Genomic DNA, 22,668 nt, shown 5'->3' with positions numbered 1-22,668 from the left:
TTCAATCGTTTGCTGCGACTTTTGAAGGGATAATAAAGAGTGAATTGGAAAAGTCAAATGTGAGGTTAACTATCCTCAAATCCCCCGGCATATGAAGTTTTTCGCAACGATTTCATATCCTGGAGAGGAGGTAGACCAAAGAGCCTCCGATACTCCCGATTGAACTGTGACGGACTTTCATAGCCTACTGTCAAAGCGGCTGTCGTTGCCCCCATGGGACCACTCAGCATGAGGCGTCTCGCTTCCAGAAGGCGAAGCTGCTTCTGGTACTGCAAGGGCCCCATTGTCGTGACGGCTTTGAATTTATGATGCAGCCCAGAGATACTCATGTTGCAGGATTTGGCGAGTTCCTCAATGGTGAAAGAGCGTTCGTAGTTTTCTTTGATCCAATGAATGGCCTTTCCGACTCCGTCCGCTTTTTGATCAAAGAGCGCCTTTTGCAAAAATAAGTGCCTAAAATCTCCTGACAGCAAGTTAAAAATCATTTCCCTTTTAATCAACTCGGACAGAAATCGAACTTCTTTAGGCTTATCAACAATCTTCAGCAACCGGAAAAATATGTCCAGCAGCGCGGCATCTGATTTTCCGATGAAGGCACCGGCACTCCGATTTTTCTCCTTTGGCTCCGTGCTGATTTCCGCCTCCATGACCACAGAAGCTATTTCTTGACTCGTAAAATCGACACGTAAACCGATATACGGCGATTCTTCCGTAGCGTCGATGACTTGCGCGGCAGCCGGCATATCGATGAGTGACGCCAAATAATCCCCCGCCGAATAATGAAAGATATCTTGACCAAGGTAAAGCTTCTTAGTCCCTCGAAGGATCAGGCAAAAAGAAGGCGTCAACACCCCCTGACTTTTCGGCGTTTCACGACTGCTCCTGACAATCGTAAGAAACGGAACGATCGTTGGCGTCCGTCCCTCCGCCAGGGTAATCCGATCCGCCATAGCAATAAGCTGATCTAATGCTTTCTTATGAATAGAAACACTCTTTCCAAAGTTAGCTTGGTTATCCACTCTTTGTTCCGGCATGAATTCCATTCCCCCATTCTTTTTTAAACTACATCATTTTGCAGCTTTAGGCAAGTTTTATGCAGTAACGGTCTACTTCCTTCCTCCAATTCCATCCATAATATTATTCAGGAACACGAAACAACTGAAAAGGAAAGGAAGATGCTTATGCATCAGTCAAAACGGATGATTTTAACCATTATCATCGCATGTCAACTGATTGTTGTGCTTGACGCCTCCATTATGATAACGGCAATCCCTCAAATCGGCCGTTCGCTGCATATGACAGCGACCAGCTTGACCTGGGTCCAAAATGGCTACATTTTGCCGTTCGGCGGTTTCTTGTTGCTTGGTGCCCGGGCAGGTGACCTTCTGGGGCGCAGAAGAATACTTAATGTAGGCATTGGATTATTTTCGCTTGCCTCCATGCTGGCTGGTTTGGCGCCGACAGCCGAATTTTTGCTGGTTTCCCGTGCATTCCAAGGCTTCGCGGCTGCATTAGCAACGCCTGCTGCGTTAGCATTACTGTCAGCGAGCTTTGTTGAGGCCAAGGAACGTTCCAGAGCAATTGCGATGTACAGCGCGGTTTCGGCTGCAGGCGGCAGTATCGGTCTCCTACTTGGTGGATTTTTCACCGATTTTTTGTCTTGGCGCGTCGGGATGTTTATCAATGTACCCATTGGGATTGCTTTGCTGTATTTGGTACAGAGGTATATACAGAAAACAGGTACGAGGACCGGACGTTTTGATTTTTGGGGTGCGATTGTCTCCGTCATCGGCATGACTGCGTTGGTATACGGCTTTGTTCAGGCTGCCGAGAAAGGTTGGGGGAAACCCGAAACATGGATTTCGCTTGCAGCCGGGATTATTTTGTTAGCAGCATTCGTTCTTATTGAAGCCCGGGCAACGGAGCCGATCATCCCGCTCCGATTGTTTGCGAACCGCCAGCGGTCCGGAGCCTATCTTGGAAGGTTCCTCGTGGTGTGCGGGAATTTTTCACTCTTTTTCTTTATCCCTCAGTATTTGCAAAACGTGCTCGGTTTCAGCTCACTGGAAGCAGGTTTAGCCTTCCTACCATTTACAGGCGCCCAGTTCGGGATGATGTATTTGATGCCCGGGTTGGTGCACCGTTTTGGAAATAGGAAAGTCCTGATGGCCGGTTTGCTATTAGCCATCATGGGTACCCTCTGGATAAGCCGGATCGTTGCCGTGCAAGACCAGTTCTTTCCGCAAATGTTCATCCTCTTGACGATCATGGGCATTGGCGCCGGCATGGTTTTCCAACCGCTTACCGCTTTGGGGCTCTCAGGTGTGGATCCTCACGATACCGGTGCAGCTTCGGGTCTCATTAATGTTGCGCATCAAAGCGGATCCTCGTTGGGACTGGCTATTCTCATATCCGTATTTGATGCAGCTATCCGTACGGGTCAACCTTCAAAGATGCATTTCGCTCATGCTATATCGAGCTCCATATTGGGATCAGTGTTATTTATAACGTCTGCTCTTATTGCGGCGCTGATCTGTTTTCTTCCGGCAAGCCAACCCACAGGAGAACAAGCATTAACTGATTCATGAAGCATTACCATTTCTGACAACGGTAAGCATTTTCCACTTTATGGGATGTTGCAACAAAGAAAAGGATATGATAAAATACCGCTACACTTAACGATTGGAGATGAAGAGGATAATGTAATATTTCTTGCCTGGTTTAAAGAATAAAGTGGATTGTTTTATTCTTTATTGGCAAGAAAGTTACCTTATTCTTTTCACTCATAAAATATATTCTATTCATCCCTGTTCCGGGGTGGATTATCCGTATTTTTTGAGCTACAAGAAAGGTAACTTTCTTGTAGCTCTATTTTTTTGATAAGGAGGTCCAAAAATGTCATTGATTAAAGTTACGAACCTAACGTTTGCCTATGATGGCAATTACGACAACATTTTTGAGAACGTTAGTTTTCAAATGGATACCGGTTGGAAATTGGGCTTTACTGGGAGAAATGGCCGGGGCAAGACCACGTTTCTCAATCTGTTACTTGGTAAGTACGAATACAGTGGAACGATTTCGGCTAATGTCAGCTTCGATTATTTTCCATTCCACGTTGAAAACAAAGCAAACCATACTGTCGACGTCGTCGCCGACATTTATCCGGACTATGAGTATTGGCAGCTTCAGCGCGAGCTTTCGCTTTTGAAAGTGACGGAGGACGTGTTATACCGACCTTTCGAATCGTTGTCAAACGGAGAACAAACGAAGGTGCTGCTGGCGGCTTTGTTTTTGAAGGAAAATAGTTTTCTGCTCATTGACGAGCCGACCAACCATCTGGACCTGCATGCTCGGAAGCTGGTTAGCGATTATTTGAACGACAAGAGCGGGTTTATTTTGGTGTCGCACGACCGGGCGTTTCTCGACAACTGCGTGGACCACATTCTTGCGATCAACAAGACCAATATCGAAATCCAGAAAGGAAATTTTTCCGATTGGTGGGAGAACAAACAACGGCAGGACCAATTCGAACTCGCCGAGAACGATAAGCTGAGGAAGGACATCAAGCGGATGTCCGAAGCGGCCAACCGGACGAGCAACTGGTCGCACGAAGTGGAAAAAACAAAAAACGGCACACGCAACTCCGGCTCCAAGGTAGATAAAGGTTACATCGGCCACAAGGCCGCCAAAATGATGAAGAGGTCCAAGTCGATTGAGCAAAGACAACAATCCGCGATCGAGGATAGATCCCAGTTGCTTAAAAACGTCGAAAGCTCGGAAAGCCTGAAAATTTCACAATTGGCTTATCACAAACACCAACTCGTCGAGCTTGACCGCGTATCGATTCATTATGCCGAGAAGAAAGTTTGCCATGACGTCAGCTTTACTGTCGAGCAAGGGGACCGCATTGCGCTCTCCGGTCCCAACGGTTCAGGAAAATCCAGTTTGCTCAAACTAATTTGCGGCGAGGATATTCCCTACTCCGGGGCGTTACGAATCGGGAGCCAACTGAAAATATCCTACGTTTCGCAAGACACTTCGCACTTGCACGGCAATTTGTCGGAATTCGCCAGAAACAGCGGGATTGATGAAAGCTTGTTCAAATCGATTTTACGGAAGCTCGATTTTTCGCGATTGCAATTCGAAAAGGACATCGCATCTTTTAGCGGCGGCCAGAAGAAGAAGGTGCTCATCGCGAAAAGCCTCTCCGAGCGGGTTCATTTGCATGTTTGGGACGAACCGCTTAATTTTGTCGACGTCATTTCCCGGATGCAAATCGAAGAGCTGCTTCTGAAGCACGCTCCGACCATCCTTTTCGTAGAGCATGACAGCGAGTTTTGCAAGCATATCGCGACAAAGATTGTAGAACTTACAGACTAACCTTTTCTGGAGGATGAATGCGATGTTGATTGAGGTTGTAGATGATTTTGTGAACCGGTTCATTTCAAATGATGCGGTTCACAAAAACAAAATGCCGGAGGATTACCATTTTATCGACAAATGCACGTAGCGATCCGTCTGCAAACGCATCGTGCTTTTCTCTTCGTAATTGGTTAATGACGTATTTAAGGCGCTGGCTGACGGTTGCTCTTGTACGTTTTCTCCGGCGGTAAGGAGAAGACATGAAGCCAGTCTCGAAATATGAAAGGATTCGCCAAGTATTGTCCGAGTTGAAGCAACCCTCATATAGATATTCACAAATTACAGAAGCGATTTTCAAGGGAAAAGTCGGCGAATTCGAACGGATGGTCATATTGCCCAAATCCCTGCGTGTAAAATTGATTCAGACGCTTGGTCCGCGGGTCTGTAGCATCTTTCCAGTAAAGGAACTCACATCGAGTCAGGTCAGCAAGGTGTTGTTTGCCGTAGCTGGCGACGAACATATTGAGGCCGTACGACTTCATTATGAACGTGGGTGGGAGTCCTATTGTATTTCCACACAGTGCGGCTGCGGGTTTGGGTGCAAATTTTGTGCCACCGGTACGATAGGTCTGAAACGAAATTTGACGGCCGACGAAATTACCGACCAATTGCTTTACTTTCACCTGAATGGTCACAGCTTAGACAGTGTCTCATTCATGGGTATGGGGGAGGCGCTCGCCAACCCGCATATCTTTGATGCTTTGAATATTTTGACCGATCCAAGCCTCTTTCGATTAGGACATCGACGAATTACGATTTCCACCACCGGTCTGTTGCCGGGAATCGACAAGTTGACACGGGAGTATCCCCAAGTCAATCTAACCTTTTCTCTGCATTCGCCGTTCGACGATCAACGGAGTGAGCTGATGCCGATCAACGACCGGTTTCCAGTCCGAGACGTCCTCCATGTATTGGATCGCCATATCCGACATACAGGGAGGAAGGTGTATATTGCTTATCTTCTACTCCGAGGAGTCAACGACTCGACGGCGCATGCGAAAGCGGTTGCTGAGTTGTTACGAGGAAGGGGGACTGGAGAACATCTTTATCACGTAAATCTGATTCCCTACAACTCAACCGAAGTTACTCCAGAAAGTTACCGGACATCTGATTCTAACCAGATCGATAGCTTTGTTCGGGTCTTGAAGTCAAAAGGTATCAAAGTGACCATCCGAACGCAATTCGGATCGGACATTAACGCGGCATGCGGACAGCTTTACGGTAAGGAATAACCAATGTTGTTGAACCAGAGAACGATAGTTAAAAGAAGACACGACGGCAGCCGAACATTGTAGTCGGCTGCCGTTTTAGTCATCAGACGAGTAGGACAGGAGCAGTACCGATACTGCATGTCATTAAAGTTCTGGTCAGGTAAACAGTTTAGCACACGAGGTCAAGCCCTACGGGCAGAGACGTTCTACCCCGGCTACTCGTACTAAACCCCATAAGAACGAAAGAGGTCAGCAACAGGATGTCGGTTTCGTTCATTATAACTATATTCAGTTCTTAGATCACCGCTGTTTTCCTATAGCGGATCAGTCTAAAACATTATTTTCATCAGAACAGCAGGAGCCGTTCCCTGTAAATTCTCGTTCTTACAATGTCTGCCCGCTGTCCACCGTAATGATTTGCCCGGTCATGGATTCTTGTTCCAGTACGGCGCAGATGAACCCGGCAATGTCTTCGGGTGTGGAGATGTGCTGAAGGAGCAGATTGGGGGCGAGCTGCTTCATCTGTTCTTCCTTGCCTGCCCACCATCTGGTGGCAACGGCTCCCGGCACGACGCAGTTGACCCGGACTTCCGGCGCCAGAGCACGGGCCAAAGACTTTGTCAGTCCGTGAACTGCAGCTTTGGAGACCGCATAAGGAAGGGAGGAACCGGAGCCGGTCTGTCCCGCGATGCTGCCCAGGTTCACAATGGCGCCCTGTCCTTCTTTTTTAAAATAGGGGGCTGCTGCTCTTGCGCAGTAGAACATTCCTTTTACATTCACGTCATACAGCCGATCCCAGACCTCTTCGGTTGCCGCCTCCAAATCACCCAGGGAATTATGCGATGTAATCCCAGCGTTATTAACGAGCGCATTCACCGTTCCGAACTGCTGGACAATCTGTTCAATCATTTGGCGTACTTCCGTATCTTTAGAGACATCAGCCTGAATGGCGATGGCTGTGCCGCCTTTCTCTTGGATCATCTTTACCGTCTCGTGAGCTTCGTCCCTGGAACGTGAATAATTGACCGCAACGATCGCTTTTCGATCAGCAAGCCCCAGACAAGCGGCCCTGCCAATCCCTGTTCCTCCGCCAGTCACTAACACAACTTTATTGTGCAGATTCATTTCAATCCCTCCTGATCATTGGAAATACATTTTACTGTGGCCTCTCTGCAAGAATGATTGTAAGGGAGGATGAGTGTTTTGTATAATTGAATAAAATCAATAAATCATTCAAATTATTTGAACTGTGGGATATAGGAGGGGAAAAATGGACGCCAAAACATTGAAGACCTTTCACCAAATTGTAAAATACGGCAGCTTTATCCGTGCGGCGGAAGAGATGAATTATGCGCAGTCCACCGTCACCATGCAGATTCAAAAGCTGGAGTCGGACATGGGGGTTCAACTGATCGAGCGCGGCAAGAAGATTCAACTGACGGAAGCGGGCCGTCTTTTTTGGGAGAAAAGCTTGCCAATCCTTAAAAATATGGAGCAGCTGCAGGAAGACATGGCTGGACTGCTTAAGGGAACCGCGGGGCATATTCGATTAGGAGTGACAGAGCCGACGGCGAGCTATCGCTTACCCGGCATACTCAGGTCGTTTATGGCCCAATACCCGAAAGTAAGAGTTTCCGTGGAATTTGGCAATACACCGCTGCTAAGCGAGAAGCTGCTCAAGGGCGATATAGACTTTGCTTTCTGCTCCGCACCGGATCTTGGTTCTGAGCTTTTGTTCGAGCCGCTGTTCAAAGAGGAATTTGTAGTGTTAATGCCGGAAAACCATCCGCTTGCCCATAAGGCGTCTATTGTTCCTGAGGATTTTCAGAACCATCGTCTGCTCATTACGTCTGCGACTTGTCCCTACCGCCGCAAGCTGGAAATCGTTCTGCAGGAAGCCGGAGGAATTACTTTGGACACGATGGAAATCGGCAGTATGACGGCGCTGAAGTATTTTGTGGAGAGCGGGCTAGGCGTTGCATTGGTACCCAAAATTACGGTTGACCCGGTTCCGCCAAATACGGTCACGCGCACGATAAGCGGCAGTCTGATCGAGATGACCTTTGGCATACTCTGCAAAACGACAGGGCATGCATTGAAATCAGCAGGGTATAGGCTATATCATTTTCTTAGAGAAGAACTGCACAGTGAAAAAGACGACTCTTCATTCGGGATTCAAAAATGAACGTCGTCTTTTTGCTTACAGCTACACTTACATATCATCACCAGAAATACGCTCCGGCATCTTTGTAACCTTTTGGAGACCGAAATCCAAGTTTCTGGTCATATACTTATCAAAAAATTCAGGGTCAATTCCGGTCATATGATGAAAGAAGGATACTTCCGCTTTCCAATCGCTCTCAATCATTTGACCAATGTCCACGAGACCTCTTTCTGATTGTAAATTTTCTGTAAAAGGGCTAGATCAGGAAGGGAGTATAGCATAGAATAGAGTCGATTTCATACTAAATCTCTTTCCCGACCAACTAAGGAAAAGGAGTAATCCGTACATATGGATACGAATCAGCAAGAGGCAGCGGAATATGCTCAAAAAGGGAGATTTTCGGCTCTTCTGGAAGTTCTGAAGGTTTCCACAAAACTGGGACTCACCTCATTTGGAGGACCCATCGCCCATCTTGGTTATTTTCATAACGAGTACATACGCCGCCGAAAATGGATGGACGAACGAAGCTACGCCGACCTTGTAGCCCTATGCCAGTTTCTCCCCGGTCCCGCCAGCAGCCAGGTTGGAATTGGCATCGGAGTGTTAAGAGCGGGACTAATTGGAGGTCTCGTAGCATGGCTGGGTTTCACCCTGCCGTCTGTCATCGCGTTAGTTGCGTTTGCCTTCCTGCTCCAAGGTTACGATATTGCGGGTGCAGGGTGGATTCATGGACTGAAGATCGTAGCTGTAGCGATTGTTGCCCATGCTATTCTAGGGATGGGACAGAAGCTCACTCCTGATCGGGGTAGAGCGACGATTGCCGTGGCTGCCGCAGCAGTTGCGTTATCTTGGCATACCGCTTACAGTCAGGTGCTTATCATTATTGCTGCCGGGATCGTCGGCTTGTGGTTGTACCGAAAGAGAGCGGCGGAAGGGCTACCCGAGCTTCCAATTCCGGTCAGCCGGGCCTTTGCTATCTTCTGCTTGGTTGTATTTGTTGGTCTGCTCGCCGCACTCCCGCTGCTCAGACAATCGGGGGGAGCCGGATGGCTCGCGATGTTTGACAGCTTCTATCGTTCCGGTTCTTTGGTGTTCGGCGGGGGGCATGTCGTACTCCCGCTTCTGGAGCGGGAGGTTGTCCCCACAGGGTGGGTGAGCCAAGAGGATTTCCTGGCGGGTTACGGAGCTGCGCAAGCGGTCCCGGGGCCGCTATTTACTTTTGCAGGCTACCTTGGGGCTATGGCCGGGGGAATCACAGGAGCGGTGGTCGCCACGATTGGCATTTTCCTGCCGGCATTTCTGCTTGTTGTCGGTGCGCTCCCGTTCTGGAACGGGATAAGGAACAGCCCGAGAATCCAAGGGGCGTTAATGGGAATTAATGCCGCCGTCGTTGGCATTTTGCTGGCTGCTCTGTACGATCCGCTGTGGACTACCGCCATCTTGAAACCGATGGATTTCGCTCTGGCCGTCATGTTGTTTGTGATGCTGGTCTTTTGGAAGCTTCCGCCTTGGGTGGTTGTGCTTACCGGCGCTGCGGGAGGAATGCTGCTGGGGCTAATGTAATCGTAGGAACGGGTGAAAGAACGTCTAGCGTTCATCACCCGTTTTTTATTTTTTTCCTGCGTATACTACACCTTATAAAAAGGGTTCTCAGCGAGAGGAGCGGTAGTAATGAAAAGGTTAGTTTGTCTATGTATGCTTTGTTTACTTCTTCTGTTTCCGACGCAAATGGCGGGGGCGGCAGGAAATGCGGCAGCAGCCGGGCCGGTAAACCCATTGTTGCTCGAGTCACTCCGTCAGGGCGGATATATTCTATATATAAGGCATGGTGAAGCCACGGCAGGAGAAGACCGGCCCGATTTGGTCTTCACGGATTGTTCGACCCAAAGAAATCTTTCCGGGGAAGGCAGAAGACAAGCTGCCGCTCTTGGGGAGGCGCTTCGCAGATTACAAATCCCTGTTCAATTTCCGGTGCTGACCAGTCCTTTTTGCCGTACCAGGGAAACGGCCGAACTGGCTTTTGGGGAAGGAAAGATTCAGACCGATCCGTTCTGGATTAGAATTTATCATTTAAGCGGTGACGTAACTCCTTCGGAGCGAGAGGATACATTGACTGCTCTGACTTCTGTGTTGGAGAAAACGCCGCCTTTCGGAACCAACCAAGTGATCGTCGCTCACAGCTTCCCTCCAGGGGTTGGTTTGGGCGAAATCCCCAACTTGGGTATTGTTGTGGTGAAACCAAGAGGGCTGGGCAGCGGATACGAAATTGCCGGCCGAATTGCCTTAGGAGAGCTATTGAGTTTACGGACTGCCAAGTAAGGTACTCGCTGACAGGTTTTCGGAGATATTTTAAAAAATATTCATAAAAAATTAAATAAATTGACACATATTTCATGAATATTTTATAATAAGATTTAAAATAGCAAGTATGTCAGCAAGTTGTGAGTATATTTCACTTTGTTTTGTCAGGTTTTCTTACGTATGGAAAAGGAGGGGGGAAGTACCGAATAACAAAGTTACAGCTGGCTGTAATTCAATAACTTTTACTTTACATAATGGGGAGGAAGAACGAAATTGAACTTATCTATTAACTGGAAGAAGAAAATCGGAATTACTATAATGTCGGCTGCCTTAATGATCCCTGCTGCTGTAAGTTCCGCTGAGGCTTCTGTGGTTCCGGGCAAGATTGTATCTACCAGCCCGCAAGTCACCGCCGTAAATACCGCCCTGCCAAACATCACGATCCTTGCAACCGGTGGAACCATTGCCGGCTCTTCCGCCTCCACTACGGATGTGACCGGATATACGGCGGGCGCGCTCGGCATCAATACTTTGATCAATGCTGTTCCCGAAATGAAGCAGATTGCCGATGTTAGCGGCGAGCAGATTGCCAATGTCGGCAGTCCCGATATAGACAACGAGGTTCTTCTTAAACTGGCCAAACGCATCAACGCGCTGCTCGCTACGGATGATGTAGACGGCGTTGTCGTAACGCACGGAACGGATACGCTGGAGGAAACCGCTTATTTCCTGAACCTTGTTGTCAAGAGCGACAAGCCGGTTGTAGTGGTCGGTGCGATGCGTCCCGCTACGGCGATCAGCGCAGACGGCCCGTTCAACCTGTATAATGCGGTGAAAATAGCAAGCAGCAAAGAAGCCCGCGGCAAGGGCGTCATGATTGAACTGAACGACCGCATCGGCGCCGCCCGTTATATCACCAAAACAAATACGACCGGCACGGATACGTTCAAATCAGTGGAACAAGGCTATCTGGGGGTAGTCTCCGGCGACAAGATTTATTTCTATAATGAAGTCAAGCGCAAACATACGGCAAGCAGCGTATTTGACGTTTCCAATTTGACCGAGCTGCCTCAGGTCGATATTCTGTACGAATACCAGAATAACGGCAGCTATTTGTACGACGCCGCGATAAACGCGGGCGCCAAGGGAATCGTCGTAGCCGGCAGCGGCAACGGCTCGCTGTCCACGGCCTCGGAAAAGGGCGCGGCGAAGGCAGTAAGCAAGGGTGTTGCGGTTGTCCGTTCTACACGTACGGGCAGCGGCGTCGTTACTCATTCCGCCAATGACGATAAGTCAGGCTTTGTCTCCTCCGATTCCTTGAATCCGCAGAAGGCCCGCATTCTACTGATGCTGGCTCTGACGAAAACTAAGAATCCGGCGGTGATCCAAACCTTCTTTGACGAATATTAATTTGAGTCTCTAAGCAGACGGGGCTACTCCAGCAGTCATCGCAGATGACGACTGGATAACCCCGTTATTTTTGTGGAAATCAATCACTGCGCCCCATATTACGAATAGCGGCAATGATCAGCAATATAATAGGGATTATGACATAGAGCGGGAAAAAGATATAAGGTATGGATATGCTCCAGCCAAGATTGATATGCTGTGTGTAAGTAGACGCAATGATAAGGGACATCGCCAGAATAATCATGCCCCATGGAATAAGGATGGAATGATAGGATTCCAATTTGAACAGCTGCGCAGTTCCGAGTACGGTACCATACATAAACGCCCCTAGTTTAAAAAATCCCCCCAGCACCATCATCAGAATCGCAAGCGCATCCAGATTCATAATAAAATCCCCCAGACTTACCATGCCTATAGCGGTATACAGAGGAAATTCCGTTTGTTCAAGAACCTTAGGACCAAATACGGCCATGAGTCCCAGCATATTTAAGGATAGTATGATGCCAGAGGCAAGAACCGCAATCATCCCCGCTTTTTTGATGCTGCTGCGGTCATTCGAATTGATGGTAAACATCATGAACAGCAGCGTTTGTCCGAATGGAAATACGATAAGGAAGGGGAACACCGCGCTCAATATCGGTCTTAGCCCTTTTGAGAAAACGGGTTCTACATATTCAAAATGATGAATTTGGGAAGCGAAGATAAGAATCCACCCCAGGACAAGGGCAAGAAAGGCAACCGGAAACAAGATTTCCCCCAAACGTGCGAGTGCTTCCAGCCCGCCGCGCATGCAGTAGACGACACTGAGCATAAATCCTGCCATAACCACGAGGATCGGCGTCTCTGTCAAGATCGTCTGCACGATGAGTTCCCCAAAGTCTCGTAATACCCGTGAAGACTCATAGGCAAAATTCAATATATAAATCAGCGATAGCGGATATCCGATCCATTTTCCAACAATCTCGGGGATCATTTGGATAAGCGTTCGGTTTGGATAATATTCGCATAACTTTGTGTAGACCCACATTAGCCCAAGTCCGCCGAGCATCGCGGTCAAGATAGCCAGCCACTCATCCTGTTTAGCCTGCATACGTAATCCAAAGAGCACCGTAGTCCCGATTTCAAACAAAATGATGATGGAAATGAGCTGCCACCTGCTTATCTTCTCCTGTGCCATGTGATGTCTCTCCCCGCGGAAAATAATAAACCCAGTATTTGCAGTTGAGGTAAAAATAAACATTTTATGAAGCGGTTATTTAAACCGCTATTAGGAAAATATTCTAAGTATGCTCGGATATTGGAGGGACAATAATGGTTGACCGTGGAAAGATTAGTGCTGGGCAGGCTGGGGCTTTGATGTTTACGTTCCTAGTGGGAAGCGTCGCTGTAATCGTTCCGGCTAGTGCCGCTTCTTTTGCCAAACAGGACGGCTGGCTCACCATCATTTTCGCCGCCTTGATTGGAATAATGGTTGTTCTTCTATTTACCAGTTTGGGGCTGTTATTTCCGAAGCAGAGCATCATCCAGTACAGCGAAATCATATTAGGAAAATGGTTTGGAAAAATAGTCGGTCTTCTGTACGTGCTGTACCCGTTTTATCTGGGGTCGCTTGTGATCGGGCTGTTTCGCGATTATGTGACGATAACCGCATTGCCGCGTACACCGCCTATTGTCGTAAGCGGACCGCTGCTCTGCGTAATCGCTTATGCGGTTCGGGGAGGGATAGAAACGCTTGGGCGAGTCAATCAGCTTATTTTGCCTTATCGTGAACTGCTCGTCATGTTCACTATCATATTGCTGATAACGGAGTTCAAATGGGACAATCTGACTCCGTTTATGGGCCAAGGAATCATTCCTGTCGTGAAAGGCTCCATCTCGGTGGCTTTTCTTCCATTTGGCGAGACCATTCTGTTCGCGATGCTGCTGCCCAATATCAGCAATATTCAGAAGGTGATGAAGTCCTATATCCTAGCTATTATATTTGGCGGCATGCTCCTGACGATAGCCGTGCTGACCTCTATTCTCGTGTTAGGTCCAGCGATCGCTGCCAGACTGAATTTTCCCACTCACGAAATTATCAAGTACATCGAAAAGTTGGGTTTCTTAACGGACATGGATATACTTGGCGTGCTGCTATGGATAACGTCAGGCTTTATGAAGATAGCCGTCTGCTATTACTGCACTGTGGTTGGGTTAGCTCAGTGGTGCAGGCTTTCCGACTATCGTTCCATCGTCATTCCTGTGGGTATTCTGCTCTTTATTTTCTCCATCGTTGCTTATGGAACAATTATGGAGGATGCTGTATTCGCATCCACTATCTGGCCGTTCTTCTCCTTTCCTTTCGTCATTCTATTTCCTCTGCTGATGCTGATTATTGCCAAGGTTAGGCGGCTGGATGGCAGGGAGCAGAAGGGATAAGCGAAATGGATGATGTAAAATCAGGATTTTGGAGAGCATATGGTTAGCGGCTTTCGTAGAAAGGATGAAATAGAAATGGGGCAAGGAACACCGCCAAATAACGAGATGATAAGCGGAAAAATAACACAGGACATACAATTGCTTAAAGCGATATTTGACCGGTCAACCGATGTCGTATTCCGGGAATTCCAGTTAGGCGATGCTCAAACTGCGGCGCTTATTTTCCTGGATGGAATGGTCAACACCGTCATTGTAGATTCGGATATCATTCGGCCTCTGCTCCAATATGGTGAAACTATGCTGCAGAAATCCAGGGTTTCACAGATCGGACTTGAGACTCTGCTTCAGAATCAGGTCATTACCGCAGCGCAAGTCGACTCTGGCGAACGGATTCAGGAGGCCCTAGACCATATTCTGAGTGGAGACACGGTGCTGCTCATTGACGGTGTGAATAAGGCCCTGTTCATCAGCGCGAAGGGCTGGGGGAAGCGGGCTGTTGAAGAACCGGCCACAGAAGCTGTCATTCGCGGTCCAAGGGAAGGCTTTACGGAAAATCTGCTTACTAACATAAGCCTTATTCGCCGGAGATTGAGAACTCCGCAGTTGAAGATAGAAGGATTGCAGTTGGGGCAATTATCAAAGACCGATGTCGCGATTGCGTACCTGGAAGGGATCGCGGACGATGCGATCGTTGAGGAAGTCAGGAAACGAGTGAACCGGATCGATATCGATGCCATTTTGGAGAGCGGCTATGTGGAGGAGTTGATTGAGGACAACTCGTTCTCTATCTTCCCACAGGTTAATTACACGGAGCGGCCCGACAAGATCGTGGGCAATCTGCTGGAAGGCAAGGTCGCCATACTCATTGACAATACCCCCTTTGTGCTGATCGTCCCGGTTACTTTCTTTGAAATGATGCAGGCCAGCGAAGATTATTACCAAAGATATGTAATCTCGACGTTAATCCGGATGCTCCGCTATCTATTTCTGATCATTGCACTGCTATTGCCCTCTCTCTACATCGCTCTGCTGACTTTCCATCAGGAGATGCTGCCAACGTCCCTGCTGCTCAGCGCTGCCGCTTCCCGGGAGGCGGTTCCGTTTCCGGCGATTGTCGAAGCGCTGCTGATGGAAATCTCGTTCGAGGCACTCCGGGAAGCAGGGGTGCGCCTGCCGCGCCCGGTTGGACAAGCAGTCAGCATTGTCGGGGCGCTCGTCATTGGCGAGGCTTCCGTAAGCGCCGGGATCGTGTCCGCGCCAATGGTCATTATCGTATCCATCACAGGTATTGCTTCCTTTATCATTCCGAGCTACTCCCAGGCCATTACCATCCGGCTGCTTCGGTTTCCCATGATGTTTCTGGCCGGGACGCTCGGGCTGTATGGTGTGCTGCTCGGAGTGCTGTTCATTCTGATCCATATGGCGCGCTTGCGTTCGTTCGGGGTTCCTTATTTATCACCGATGGCTCCTCTGCATACAAGTGATCTGAAAGATGTTCTTGTGCGCGTGCCTTGGTGGGGTATGATCAACCGTTCGACTGAGGTCAGCAAGAATAATACCCGGCGCATGAAAGGAGCACTGCGGCCACGCCCCCCCAAGCGTGGCGGTTAGCCCTGTTTATGGAAGGAGGGTGATGATGAGAAAGATAGGGATTCTGCTGTTAATCATCGCAATGATGCCGGTAACCGGCTGTTGGAGCCGGGTTGAATTAAACGATCTGTCGATTGTGACTGCGACCGCTATTGACAAGAGGGACGACGGGAAGTACCTGTTAACGCTGCAGATTGCCGTTCCGACGATGCTAGGGCCGGCCGGAGGCTCCGGAAAAAGCGGGGGCGGCGGGGGAAGCGGAGCTGGCGGCGGTGGAAATAAACCAACCGTTATCGTATCGGAGGAGGGAGAGACGATAATGGACGCTATACGTAAGCTGCAGAAAAAACTTCCCCGCAGATTGTTTTTCTCCCACAGCCGAATTATTGTGATCGGGGAGAAGCAGGCCCGAGATGGGGTTGCGCCCGTTCTGGATTTTTTTGTGCGTTACCGGGAATCGCGGCTGCGCAGTTTTATTCTAATTAGTGAAGGGGAAGCGGCGAATATTTTGAGTCTCAATGCCAAATGGGAAAAGATTTCCGCCGAGGAGATCAGGGAAGAGGAGAAGCGTCATATAGGGCTCCAGATCTACTTAAAAGACTTTATTCATATGCTGCTTACAGACGGGGTCGAGCCCGTCGCGGCCCAGGTGATGCTGCAACGCGCGGAGGTTGGCGATGGAGGGAATTCTTCCGCACAGGAGATGAACGCTGCTATTTCCGGCTCAGCTGTGTTCCACAAAGATAAACTGGTCGGTTGGCTGGATGATGCGGAGACACGCGGTGTGCTGTGGCTGCGTAATGAATTGAAGACTAGTATTGTGACGGTGGACGTTCCGAAGGAGAAAGGGGGAGGGAAGATCAGCGCGATGGCAATTAGGGCAACAACGAAAATCAAGCCGATTCTCAGGAACAACAAGCTCAAAATCAATGTGGAAATCCATATGGAGAACAATTTGTATGAGAATAGCTCCCAATTGGATGTTAGTAAACCGAAGGTGATCCAATATGTCGAACAGTTATTGGAGCAAGACGTTAAGAAAAGAATAGAATTAACGCTAGGCAAGGCACAAAAAACGTTCAATTCGGACATATTCGGGTTAGGCACCGCCGTATATCGGACCTACCCGAAAGCGTGGAACCGGGAGTATAAAGACAGATGGGATGATGAATTCTCCAGGGTGGAAGTGGACATTCATCCTCATGCCAAGGTGGTCCGCACAGGTCTGACGAGCAAATCGATGATCATGGTGGAAGAGGAGCATAAATAAGGATGAAGATCATGGCGATTATACTCCTCTTTATCCTGCTGGCCGGCGTGGACTTTCCCCTATTGATTAAAAAGAGACAGAAAAAAGATGTGGTCGTATATTCCGTGCTTATCCTAACGGGCTTAACGTTAAGCATTTTAGTTTCGTTACACATCTACCTGCCCAATCCAAGTAAAGCCGTGGAAACGGTTCTGGAACCACTCGGTTCATTGTTGAAAACGGAGTGACTATAGTGTGGGCGGCTGGTGAATCCTGGCAGATACGGAAATAACAAGAAGAGCCTTCAATCCTTTGTTTACATGTGGGATTGAAGGTTCTTAAGTTTGCGGCGCGAGTGATTCCAAGCTGCATAGCGGCGAAGGCGCTGATATTACTATATTTGGCAGCGGTACAATAGTGCAGCAGCTAGCAAATGAAGAATGGATAGGTAGTGAAAATTCCTCCTTTACATCCTTAGCCGCTATTGATTATATTAATATTTAAAATATTAATATCAAAGGATTACTGGAGGAATGCAAAGGTGAGAAGAGCCACAGCAATGTTAATCGTATTTTGTATGGTAGTAATCAGCAGTTTCACCTATCATCCGTCGGCTGCCGCCGCGAAGAGTACTGAAAAGGCCCCAATCGCTGTGCAGGGAGCGCTAGATGTCGAAATCGAATCGCTGCTCAAAGCAATGGGCCAATACAAAACGCAAAAAGTCGGTATGTACAGCTACTACATAGGCAAAATTGACGGAATCCCGGTCGTTGTAAGCCGGACGGAGATGGGGATGGTCAACGCGGCCACATCGACAACGCTGCTTATTAACACTTTCCATCCGCGCGCGATCATTAACCAGGGCACAGCCGGAGGCCATGATGAGAAGACGCATCTGTACGACATTGTCGTCGGTAAAGAGCTGATCAATTATATCAACACGATCTCCCCGACCCGAAAGGCGGGAGAAGGCAGCAAGCCGGAAACGTGGAATATGATGACGACCGATGTGCGGGATGACGACGACAACCTAATGAAATACAAAACGTTCAAAAGCACGCCGGAGCTGGTCGAAGCCGCGATGTCGGTACAGAACAAGTACATGCATGGGCATGTGTATGCCGGGACGATCGGCAGCGCCGACCAATTCAATAATGAAGTGGACCGGATTCTGTGGACTAATGAGGTTCTTGGCATGATGGCGGAGGATATGGAGACGGCTTCCGTGGCTCAAGTAGCGAACGGCTTTCACGTTCCTTTCGTAGGCATCAGAGGGATGTCCGATGCAGGCAGACATGATGAGCATTGGAATCCTACAAGCGGCAGAAACGCCGGTGTCTGGACGGGCGAATTTGTGGTTGAGGTTATTAAGGCGATCGACAAGCAAGTTAATTTCGCCACGATTACCCAAGTAAATGGCTTCAATCTCTATGTGAACGGCATTAAACAGGATGTTTACATGCTGGCTTATAAAGGGAAAGCCTTAATTCCAATCCGCAGCCTAGCGGGCGTGCTCTCCGGAACGAAGGCGTCCAGCGCAACCTTCAACCCGAAGACAAAGTCCATTACGTTCAAATATGATATGAAAACAGCGACTTTCAAAACGGGTAACAGCTTCTTCCTCGATACGCAAGGTGTGAAGCAGCAGGTCGAATCCCCAGCGGTGGTCGTTAACGGCAAAACCTATGTGAGCCTGGATCTCGTCTCGAAAGCATTTGGACTAGAGACGAAAACCGAAGGCGTGGATTTATCTATCACAGTAAAATAAAATCATGAAAAGGGGCGCTTATTCTGATATGCTCCCCATATAGTAGACAGGTGAAATAATAAAACCTGTTACTGTATGGGGAGTATTTTTATGGAACAAAAGAAGTTTACGGCATTCGATAAATTGACGATCCTCCAAGAAATTAAACAGGGATTCCTTGGAGTGAAGGCTGCTGCTCGGAAGTTTGGAGTCACCAAGAACTCTATCGTGAAATGGCGGCGAAGGTATGAGTTGTACGGTTACGAGGGTCTGGAAGTCCGGACCCACAACCGAACGTATTCCGCTGAGCTTAAACTTCAAGCGGTGAAAGATTATTTGGAAGGGGCATTGTCGCAATATCAAATTATTGAGAAGTACCGGATTGCGAGCTGCACCCAACTCGCGAACTGGATTAAGAAGTATAATGGTCATAGCAACAGCTTTACAGCTGACTCAGGAGGAACTAAGGCTATGACCAAAGGACGTGCAACAACATGGCAGGAGAGGATCGACATTGTGCTGTACTGCCTTGCAAACGGACAAGATTACACGAAGGCGGCAAGCCATTTCCAGGTGTCTTACCAGCAAGTATACGGTTGGGTAAAGAAGTACCAAGTCGGTGGAGAGGAAGCCCTGCGGGACGGCAGAGGACGCACCAAGGCGCCGGAAGAGCTCACAGATGCCGATCGCTACAAACTCGCCATGAAGAAGCTAGAATATGAAAATGAACGGCTTCGTGCGGAGAATGCTTTCCTAAAAAAGTTAGAGGAACTCGAAAGGAGGGGACATTAAGTTCCGTTCGTCAGGAGAACCTCTACCTGGCCATTCAGGCTGTACAGCAAGAGGAATCCTGCTCCATCCGGCTTTTATGTGCCATCGCAGGGATAGCACGGTCCAGTTACTACAAATGGCTGAATCGCAAACCCAGTGGCCGAGAGGCTGAAAATGAGAAACTCACACAGTCCATGCTCCACTTGTACGAGAAGGTAGAACGGACTTTTGGGTACCGTCAATTAACCCTGCATTTGCGAAGACAGATGGACAAACCGCTTAACGCAAAGCGAGTGTACCGTCTCATGAGACTCCAAGGCATCCAGTCCGTCATCCGCAGAAAGAGAAAGAAGTATGCAAACTCCACACCTCAGCAGGTCGCAGAGAATGTGCTGAACCGTAACTTCAAGGCAGACGCTCCAAACCAAAAATGGGTCACGGATGTCACAGAATTCAAATACGGGAACGGGAAAAAGGCGTATTTAAGCGCCATATTAGACCTGCACGATAAGTCGATTGTTTCCTACGTGCTGGGCCATTCCAATAATAATCCGCTGGTCTTTGAGACGTTGGAGTCTGCCTTACAGGCCACGCCAGAGAGCCATCCACTACTCCACAGCGACCGTGGGTTTCAGTATACCTCTTTGGACTTTAAGAAGATGCTAGACAAAGCGGAAATGAAACAAAGTATGTCCCGAGTGGGCTGCTGTATCGATAACGGACCGATGGAATCCTTCTGGGGGACATTGAAATGCGAGAAGTACTATCTGCATACCTACCGAACCTTTGAAGAACTCCGAAAGGACATTGATGACTACATTCACTTTTACAATAACGAGCGGTTACAGGCAAAATTAAACGGCCTCAGTCCTATGGAATTCAGGACCAAGGCCGCTTAATACACTTTTATTATTTGTACTGTCTACTTGACGGGGTGCAGTTCATTCCGGGCGCCCCTTTTTTCGTTTGTTGTGCCCTACGTGAAGCTCCTGGCTGAACATGCGCTTGCTATCCCTTTCGTAAAGGTTCAAAATAAAGATACTCAGCTTTGTATAAGAGGGGAGCGCTGCAAATGGAGATAGGCATCAGCACATTTGTCGAGACGTCGCCGGATGTGCATACCGGAGAAGTAATGAGTCACGCGCAGCGGCTGCGCGAGGTCGTAGAAGAAATTGTGCTGGCCGATCAGGTGGGGCTGGATGTGTATGGCGTGGGCGAGCATCATCGTAAAGACTATGCGGCGTCCTCGCCTGCGGTTGTGCTGGCTGCTGCGGCGGCGCAGACGAAGCGAATCCGGCTGACGAGTGCCGTTACAGTGCTGTCGTCCGACGACCCGGTGCGGGTGTTTCAGGATTTTGCCACACTGGACGGCATCTCGAATGGACGCGCGGAGATCATGGCGGGCCGGGGTTCTTTTATCGAGTCATTTCCCTTGTTTGGATATGACCTGGATGACTATGATGAGTTGTTCGACGAGAAGCTGGAGCTGCTGCTCAAGATCCGGGAGTCGGAACAAGTCACCTGGGAAGGCGGACACCGCCCTGCCATTCCGAATTTGGGTGTATATCCGCGTCCGGTGCAGAACCCTCTGCCAGTGTGGATTGGCAGCGGAGGAAATCAGGAATCCGTGATCCGCGCCGGGCTGCTCGGACTGCCGCTGGTGCTGGCGATTATCGGGGGGCGCCCGCTTCAGTTCGCGCCGCTTGTAGAGCTATATAAGAGAGCGGCAGCCAAAGCCGGTCATGACGTCTCGCGTCTGCCCGTCGCCTCGCACTCGCACGGATTTATTGCTGAAGATACCGAGGCTGCGGCGGACCGATTTTTCCCATCCACTCAGGCGGCGATGAATGTGATCGGACGGGAGCGGGGCTGGGGGCATTATGACCGTTCCAGCTTCGATGCCGCGCGCAGCCCTGAAGGGGCGCTGTATGTAGGCGATCCGGAGACGGTGGCGAATAAGATCATCCATTTGCGAAAAAACGTAGGCATCACTCGCTTTTTCCTGCATACTCCGCTTGGTACGATGCCTCACGAGGACGTTATGCGGGCCATTGAGCTGCTGGGAACGGAGGTCGCGCCGCGGGTTCGGGAGGAAATCTCCCGTTGGGAAGCGGCGGGCGAGCCGAGGGAGTAGACAGGCAGTGCCGGGGATTAGCGGTTGATAGAGCGCATATTGGCGCCTTTTGTGTAATTGAGTTCATGCGATGAGCAGTCTCAATATGCAGAAGGCGCTTTTTGTACGAATGGCCCTAAAAAATTTAAACATTCCTTGATTCGAATATTCCTCATCGGGTATATTATATGTATAAGCAGCCGATACACAATAATTGAAATGAGGTGGCCTGATATGACCCGTACCGGAAGCATAGGCCCCGCCGTATCCCGGGTTAGAATCGCTTCGCCAGAGGAACAATAGCATTATGAATATTATGACATTCAGCGCACTGGCCGAACCTAACCGACTAGGCATGGTCGAGCTGCTGCGCGGCGGTCCCTTGACTGTAGGCGAAATCGCCGATCATCTGGGGCTGCGCCAGCCCCAAGCCTCGAAGCATCTGCGGGTTCTGCTGGAGGCCGGACTGGTTGAAGTCGAGGCAGTGGCCAATCGCCGGAACTACAGGCTCCGCAGTGAGCCGTTTCGGGCGCTGGCTTCCTGGCTGGATGCTTATTGCAACATCTGGAATGAGCGATTCGACAATCTGGACATTTACCTGCAGAAGATGCAAGCCGAAGAGAACAAGCCGCAAGCCGGGGAAAGTGAACCGAAGGAAACCTAATCTTAAGGAGGAGTTTCAATGCCGAATGAAATGATTACGAGGGTGGAAGGTCAGGAACTGGTTCTGGAGCGGGTATTCGATGCGCCGCGTGAGCTCGTCTTCAAGGCATTTTCGGAAGCTGAGCATTTGAAGCATTGGTGGGGACCCCGGGGCTGGACACTGCCGGTTTGCACCATCGATTTTCGCCCGGGCGGCGTTTGGCATTACTGCATGAAGTGCGTGGATGAGAAGCAGGGCGATTTTTACGGGATGGAATCTTGGGGCAAAGCGGTATATCAAGACATCGTGGAGCCGGAAAAAATTGTCTACACCGATTATTTCTCCGATGCGGAAGGCAATATTACAGAAGGAATGCCGCCCTCGGACATTACGATGGAATTTGTCGAGCAGGACGGGAAGACGAAGATCATCAGCCGGGCGCGGTTTGAATCCGCCGAAGCGCTGAAGACGGTTATGGATATGGGCATGGAGCAGGGCATCACCGAAACATGGGACCGCCTTGCGGAGTACCTGCAGTCCCTGCAATAAACGCTTTATTAGCGGGGCTAATTTTTACTTCAAAGAGAAGGCCATCCCGTGCGGGGATGGTCTTGTTCAATTGTCTGCGG

General features: G+C 49.2%; 20 protein-coding genes. 16 read left to right on the top strand and 4 right to left on the bottom strand.

What is annotated here, in order from left to right; genetic code table 11:
* Positions 1-65: 65 nt before the first annotated feature.
* Entirely contained in the window at positions 66-1,034 is a 969-nt protein-coding gene (locus tag VK70_RS21560; RefSeq protein ID WP_025696070.1) for an AraC family transcriptional regulator, read from the bottom strand.
* A 147-nt stretch (positions 1,035-1,181) separates the two neighbouring features.
* On the opposite strand from VK70_RS21560, the gene VK70_RS21555 reads away from it, so the two are divergent.
* The 3 genes from VK70_RS21555 (at position 1,182) to VK70_RS21545 (ending at position 5,654) form a co-directional block, all read left to right on the top strand.
* Positions 1,182-2,588, top strand: a complete 1,407-nt coding sequence (locus VK70_RS21555) for an MFS transporter (protein ID WP_025696072.1) — start codon at positions 1,182-1,184, stop codon at positions 2,586-2,588.
* A gap of 307 nt (positions 2,589-2,895) precedes the next feature.
* Entirely contained in the window at positions 2,896-4,380 is a 1,485-nt protein-coding gene (locus tag VK70_RS21550) for an Lsa family ABC-F type ribosomal protection protein (protein ID WP_025696073.1), read from the top strand.
* Positions 4,381-4,622: 242 nt separating this feature from the next.
* On the top strand, positions 4,623-5,654 hold the full coding sequence (locus VK70_RS21545) for a Cfr family 23S rRNA (adenine(2503)-C(8))-methyltransferase (RefSeq protein WP_025696075.1): 1,032 nt from the start codon (positions 4,623-4,625) through the stop codon (positions 5,652-5,654).
* Between the two features lie 363 nt (positions 5,655-6,017).
* Here VK70_RS21545 and VK70_RS21540 read toward each other — a convergent pair whose 3' ends face one another.
* Positions 6,018-6,758, bottom strand: a complete 741-nt coding sequence (locus VK70_RS21540) for an SDR family NAD(P)-dependent oxidoreductase (protein WP_025695412.1) — start codon at positions 6,756-6,758, stop codon at positions 6,018-6,020.
* 145 nt (positions 6,759-6,903) lie between these two features.
* On the opposite strand from VK70_RS21540, the gene VK70_RS21535 reads away from it, so the two are divergent.
* On the top strand, positions 6,904-7,818 hold the full coding sequence (locus tag VK70_RS21535) for a LysR family transcriptional regulator (RefSeq protein WP_025695413.1): 915 nt from the start codon (positions 6,904-6,906) through the stop codon (positions 7,816-7,818).
* A gap of 27 nt (positions 7,819-7,845) precedes the next feature.
* On the opposite strand, the gene VK70_RS27475 is transcribed toward VK70_RS21535, so the two are convergent.
* Positions 7,846-8,016, bottom strand: a complete 171-nt coding sequence (locus VK70_RS27475; RefSeq protein ID WP_233277721.1) for a hypothetical protein — start codon at positions 8,014-8,016, stop codon at positions 7,846-7,848.
* A gap of 129 nt (positions 8,017-8,145) precedes the next feature.
* Between VK70_RS27475 and VK70_RS21530 the strand changes: the two genes are divergently transcribed.
* The 3 genes from VK70_RS21530 (at position 8,146) to VK70_RS21520 (ending at position 11,508) form a co-directional block, all read left to right on the top strand.
* Positions 8,146-9,360 (top strand): chromate transporter, encoded by a 1,215-nt coding sequence (locus VK70_RS21530; protein ID WP_025695414.1) that lies wholly within the window; start codon positions 8,146-8,148, stop codon positions 9,358-9,360.
* A 108-nt stretch (positions 9,361-9,468) separates the two neighbouring features.
* Positions 9,469-10,116 (top strand): histidine phosphatase family protein, encoded by a 648-nt coding sequence (locus tag VK70_RS21525; RefSeq protein WP_025695415.1) that lies wholly within the window; start codon positions 9,469-9,471, stop codon positions 10,114-10,116.
* A gap of 300 nt (positions 10,117-10,416) precedes the next feature.
* Positions 10,417-11,508 (top strand): type II asparaginase, encoded by a 1,092-nt coding sequence (locus VK70_RS21520; RefSeq protein ID WP_081754832.1) that lies wholly within the window; start codon positions 10,417-10,419, stop codon positions 11,506-11,508.
* A gap of 79 nt (positions 11,509-11,587) precedes the next feature.
* On the opposite strand, the gene VK70_RS21515 is transcribed toward VK70_RS21520, so the two are convergent.
* Positions 11,588-12,685: a GerAB/ArcD/ProY family transporter gene (locus VK70_RS21515; protein ID WP_025695417.1), complete on the bottom strand. Its 1,098-nt coding sequence runs from the start codon at positions 12,683-12,685 to the stop codon at positions 11,588-11,590.
* A gap of 134 nt (positions 12,686-12,819) precedes the next feature.
* Between VK70_RS21515 and VK70_RS21510 the strand changes: the two genes are divergently transcribed.
* The 9 genes from VK70_RS21510 to VK70_RS21465 all read left to right on the top strand — a co-directional run bounded on the left by VK70_RS21510 (position 12,820) and on the right by VK70_RS21465 (position 22,588).
* Positions 12,820-13,926, top strand: a complete 1,107-nt coding sequence (locus tag VK70_RS21510; protein WP_025695418.1) for a GerAB/ArcD/ProY family transporter — start codon at positions 12,820-12,822, stop codon at positions 13,924-13,926.
* A gap of 75 nt (positions 13,927-14,001) precedes the next feature.
* Positions 14,002-15,537, top strand: coding sequence for a spore germination protein (locus VK70_RS21505; RefSeq protein WP_025695419.1), 1,536 nt, complete (start codon positions 14,002-14,004; stop codon positions 15,535-15,537).
* A gap of 22 nt (positions 15,538-15,559) precedes the next feature.
* The gene (locus VK70_RS21500; RefSeq protein ID WP_025695420.1) at positions 15,560-16,786 is read left to right on the top strand and encodes a Ger(x)C family spore germination protein; all 1,227 of its coding nucleotides are present in this window, start codon (positions 15,560-15,562) and stop codon (positions 16,784-16,786) included.
* Positions 16,787-16,788: 2 nt separating this feature from the next.
* On the top strand, positions 16,789-17,013 hold the full coding sequence (locus VK70_RS21495; protein ID WP_025695421.1) for a hypothetical protein: 225 nt from the start codon (positions 16,789-16,791) through the stop codon (positions 17,011-17,013).
* Positions 17,014-17,306: 293 nt separating this feature from the next.
* Positions 17,307-18,533 (top strand): phosphorylase family protein, encoded by a 1,227-nt coding sequence (locus VK70_RS21490; protein ID WP_144415287.1) that lies wholly within the window; start codon positions 17,307-17,309, stop codon positions 18,531-18,533.
* Positions 18,534-18,623: 90 nt separating this feature from the next.
* Positions 18,624-20,182, top strand: a protein-coding gene (locus VK70_RS29600) for an IS3 family transposase (protein WP_411431684.1) whose coding sequence is annotated in 2 segments (ribosomal slippage) — positions 18,624-19,257 and positions 19,257-20,182 — 1,560 coding nt in all. Because the reading frame shifts where the segments join, the coding sequence is not laid out codon by codon here.
* A gap of 173 nt (positions 20,183-20,355) precedes the next feature.
* The gene (locus VK70_RS21475) at positions 20,356-21,417 is read left to right on the top strand and encodes an LLM class flavin-dependent oxidoreductase (RefSeq protein ID WP_046723746.1); all 1,062 of its coding nucleotides are present in this window, start codon (positions 20,356-20,358) and stop codon (positions 21,415-21,417) included.
* 286 nt (positions 21,418-21,703) lie between these two features.
* Entirely contained in the window at positions 21,704-22,060 is a 357-nt protein-coding gene (locus VK70_RS21470) for an ArsR/SmtB family transcription factor (protein WP_025697509.1), read from the top strand.
* An 18-nt stretch (positions 22,061-22,078) separates the two neighbouring features.
* Complete coding sequence (locus VK70_RS21465; protein ID WP_025697511.1) at positions 22,079-22,588, top strand: SRPBCC domain-containing protein; 510 nt, start codon at positions 22,079-22,081, stop codon at positions 22,586-22,588.
* Positions 22,589-22,668 lie beyond the last annotated feature (80 nt).

This window comes from Paenibacillus durus ATCC 35681, from assembly GCF_000993825.1.
Taxonomy (GTDB): Bacteria; Bacillota; Bacilli; order Paenibacillales; family Paenibacillaceae; genus Paenibacillus_AQ; species Paenibacillus_AQ durus_B.
The sequence above is the reverse complement of the archived record's forward strand: the minus strand, read 5'-3'. Positions and strand labels throughout refer to the sequence as shown.

Coding starts and splice junctions, on each gene's coding strand:
- VK70_RS21560 (WP_025696070.1), bottom strand. CDS start 1,034: ATGCCGGAACAAAGAGTGGATAACCAAGCTAACTTTGGAAAGAGTGTT.
- VK70_RS21555 (WP_025696072.1), top strand. CDS start 1,182: ATGCATCAGTCAAAACGGATGATTTTAACCATTATCATCGCATGTCAA.
- VK70_RS21550 (WP_025696073.1), top strand. CDS start 2,896: ATGTCATTGATTAAAGTTACGAACCTAACGTTTGCCTATGATGGCAAT.
- VK70_RS21545 (WP_025696075.1), top strand. CDS start 4,623: ATGAAGCCAGTCTCGAAATATGAAAGGATTCGCCAAGTATTGTCCGAG.
- VK70_RS21540 (WP_025695412.1), bottom strand. CDS start 6,758: ATGAATCTGCACAATAAAGTTGTGTTAGTGACTGGCGGAGGAACAGGG.
- VK70_RS21535 (WP_025695413.1), top strand. CDS start 6,904: ATGGACGCCAAAACATTGAAGACCTTTCACCAAATTGTAAAATACGGC.
- VK70_RS21530 (WP_025695414.1), top strand. CDS start 8,146: ATGGATACGAATCAGCAAGAGGCAGCGGAATATGCTCAAAAAGGGAGA.
- VK70_RS21525 (WP_025695415.1), top strand. CDS start 9,469: ATGAAAAGGTTAGTTTGTCTATGTATGCTTTGTTTACTTCTTCTGTTT.
- VK70_RS21520 (WP_081754832.1), top strand. CDS start 10,417: ATGTCGGCTGCCTTAATGATCCCTGCTGCTGTAAGTTCCGCTGAGGCT.
- VK70_RS21515 (WP_025695417.1), bottom strand. CDS start 12,685: ATGGCACAGGAGAAGATAAGCAGGTGGCAGCTCATTTCCATCATCATT.
- VK70_RS21510 (WP_025695418.1), top strand. CDS start 12,820: ATGGTTGACCGTGGAAAGATTAGTGCTGGGCAGGCTGGGGCTTTGATG.
- VK70_RS21505 (WP_025695419.1), top strand. CDS start 14,002: ATGGGGCAAGGAACACCGCCAAATAACGAGATGATAAGCGGAAAAATA.
- VK70_RS21500 (WP_025695420.1), top strand. CDS start 15,560: ATGATGAGAAAGATAGGGATTCTGCTGTTAATCATCGCAATGATGCCG.
- VK70_RS21495 (WP_025695421.1), top strand. CDS start 16,789: ATGAAGATCATGGCGATTATACTCCTCTTTATCCTGCTGGCCGGCGTG.
- VK70_RS21475 (WP_046723746.1), top strand. CDS start 20,356: ATGGAGATAGGCATCAGCACATTTGTCGAGACGTCGCCGGATGTGCAT.
- VK70_RS21470 (WP_025697509.1), top strand. CDS start 21,704: ATGAATATTATGACATTCAGCGCACTGGCCGAACCTAACCGACTAGGC.
- VK70_RS21465 (WP_025697511.1), top strand. CDS start 22,079: ATGCCGAATGAAATGATTACGAGGGTGGAAGGTCAGGAACTGGTTCTG.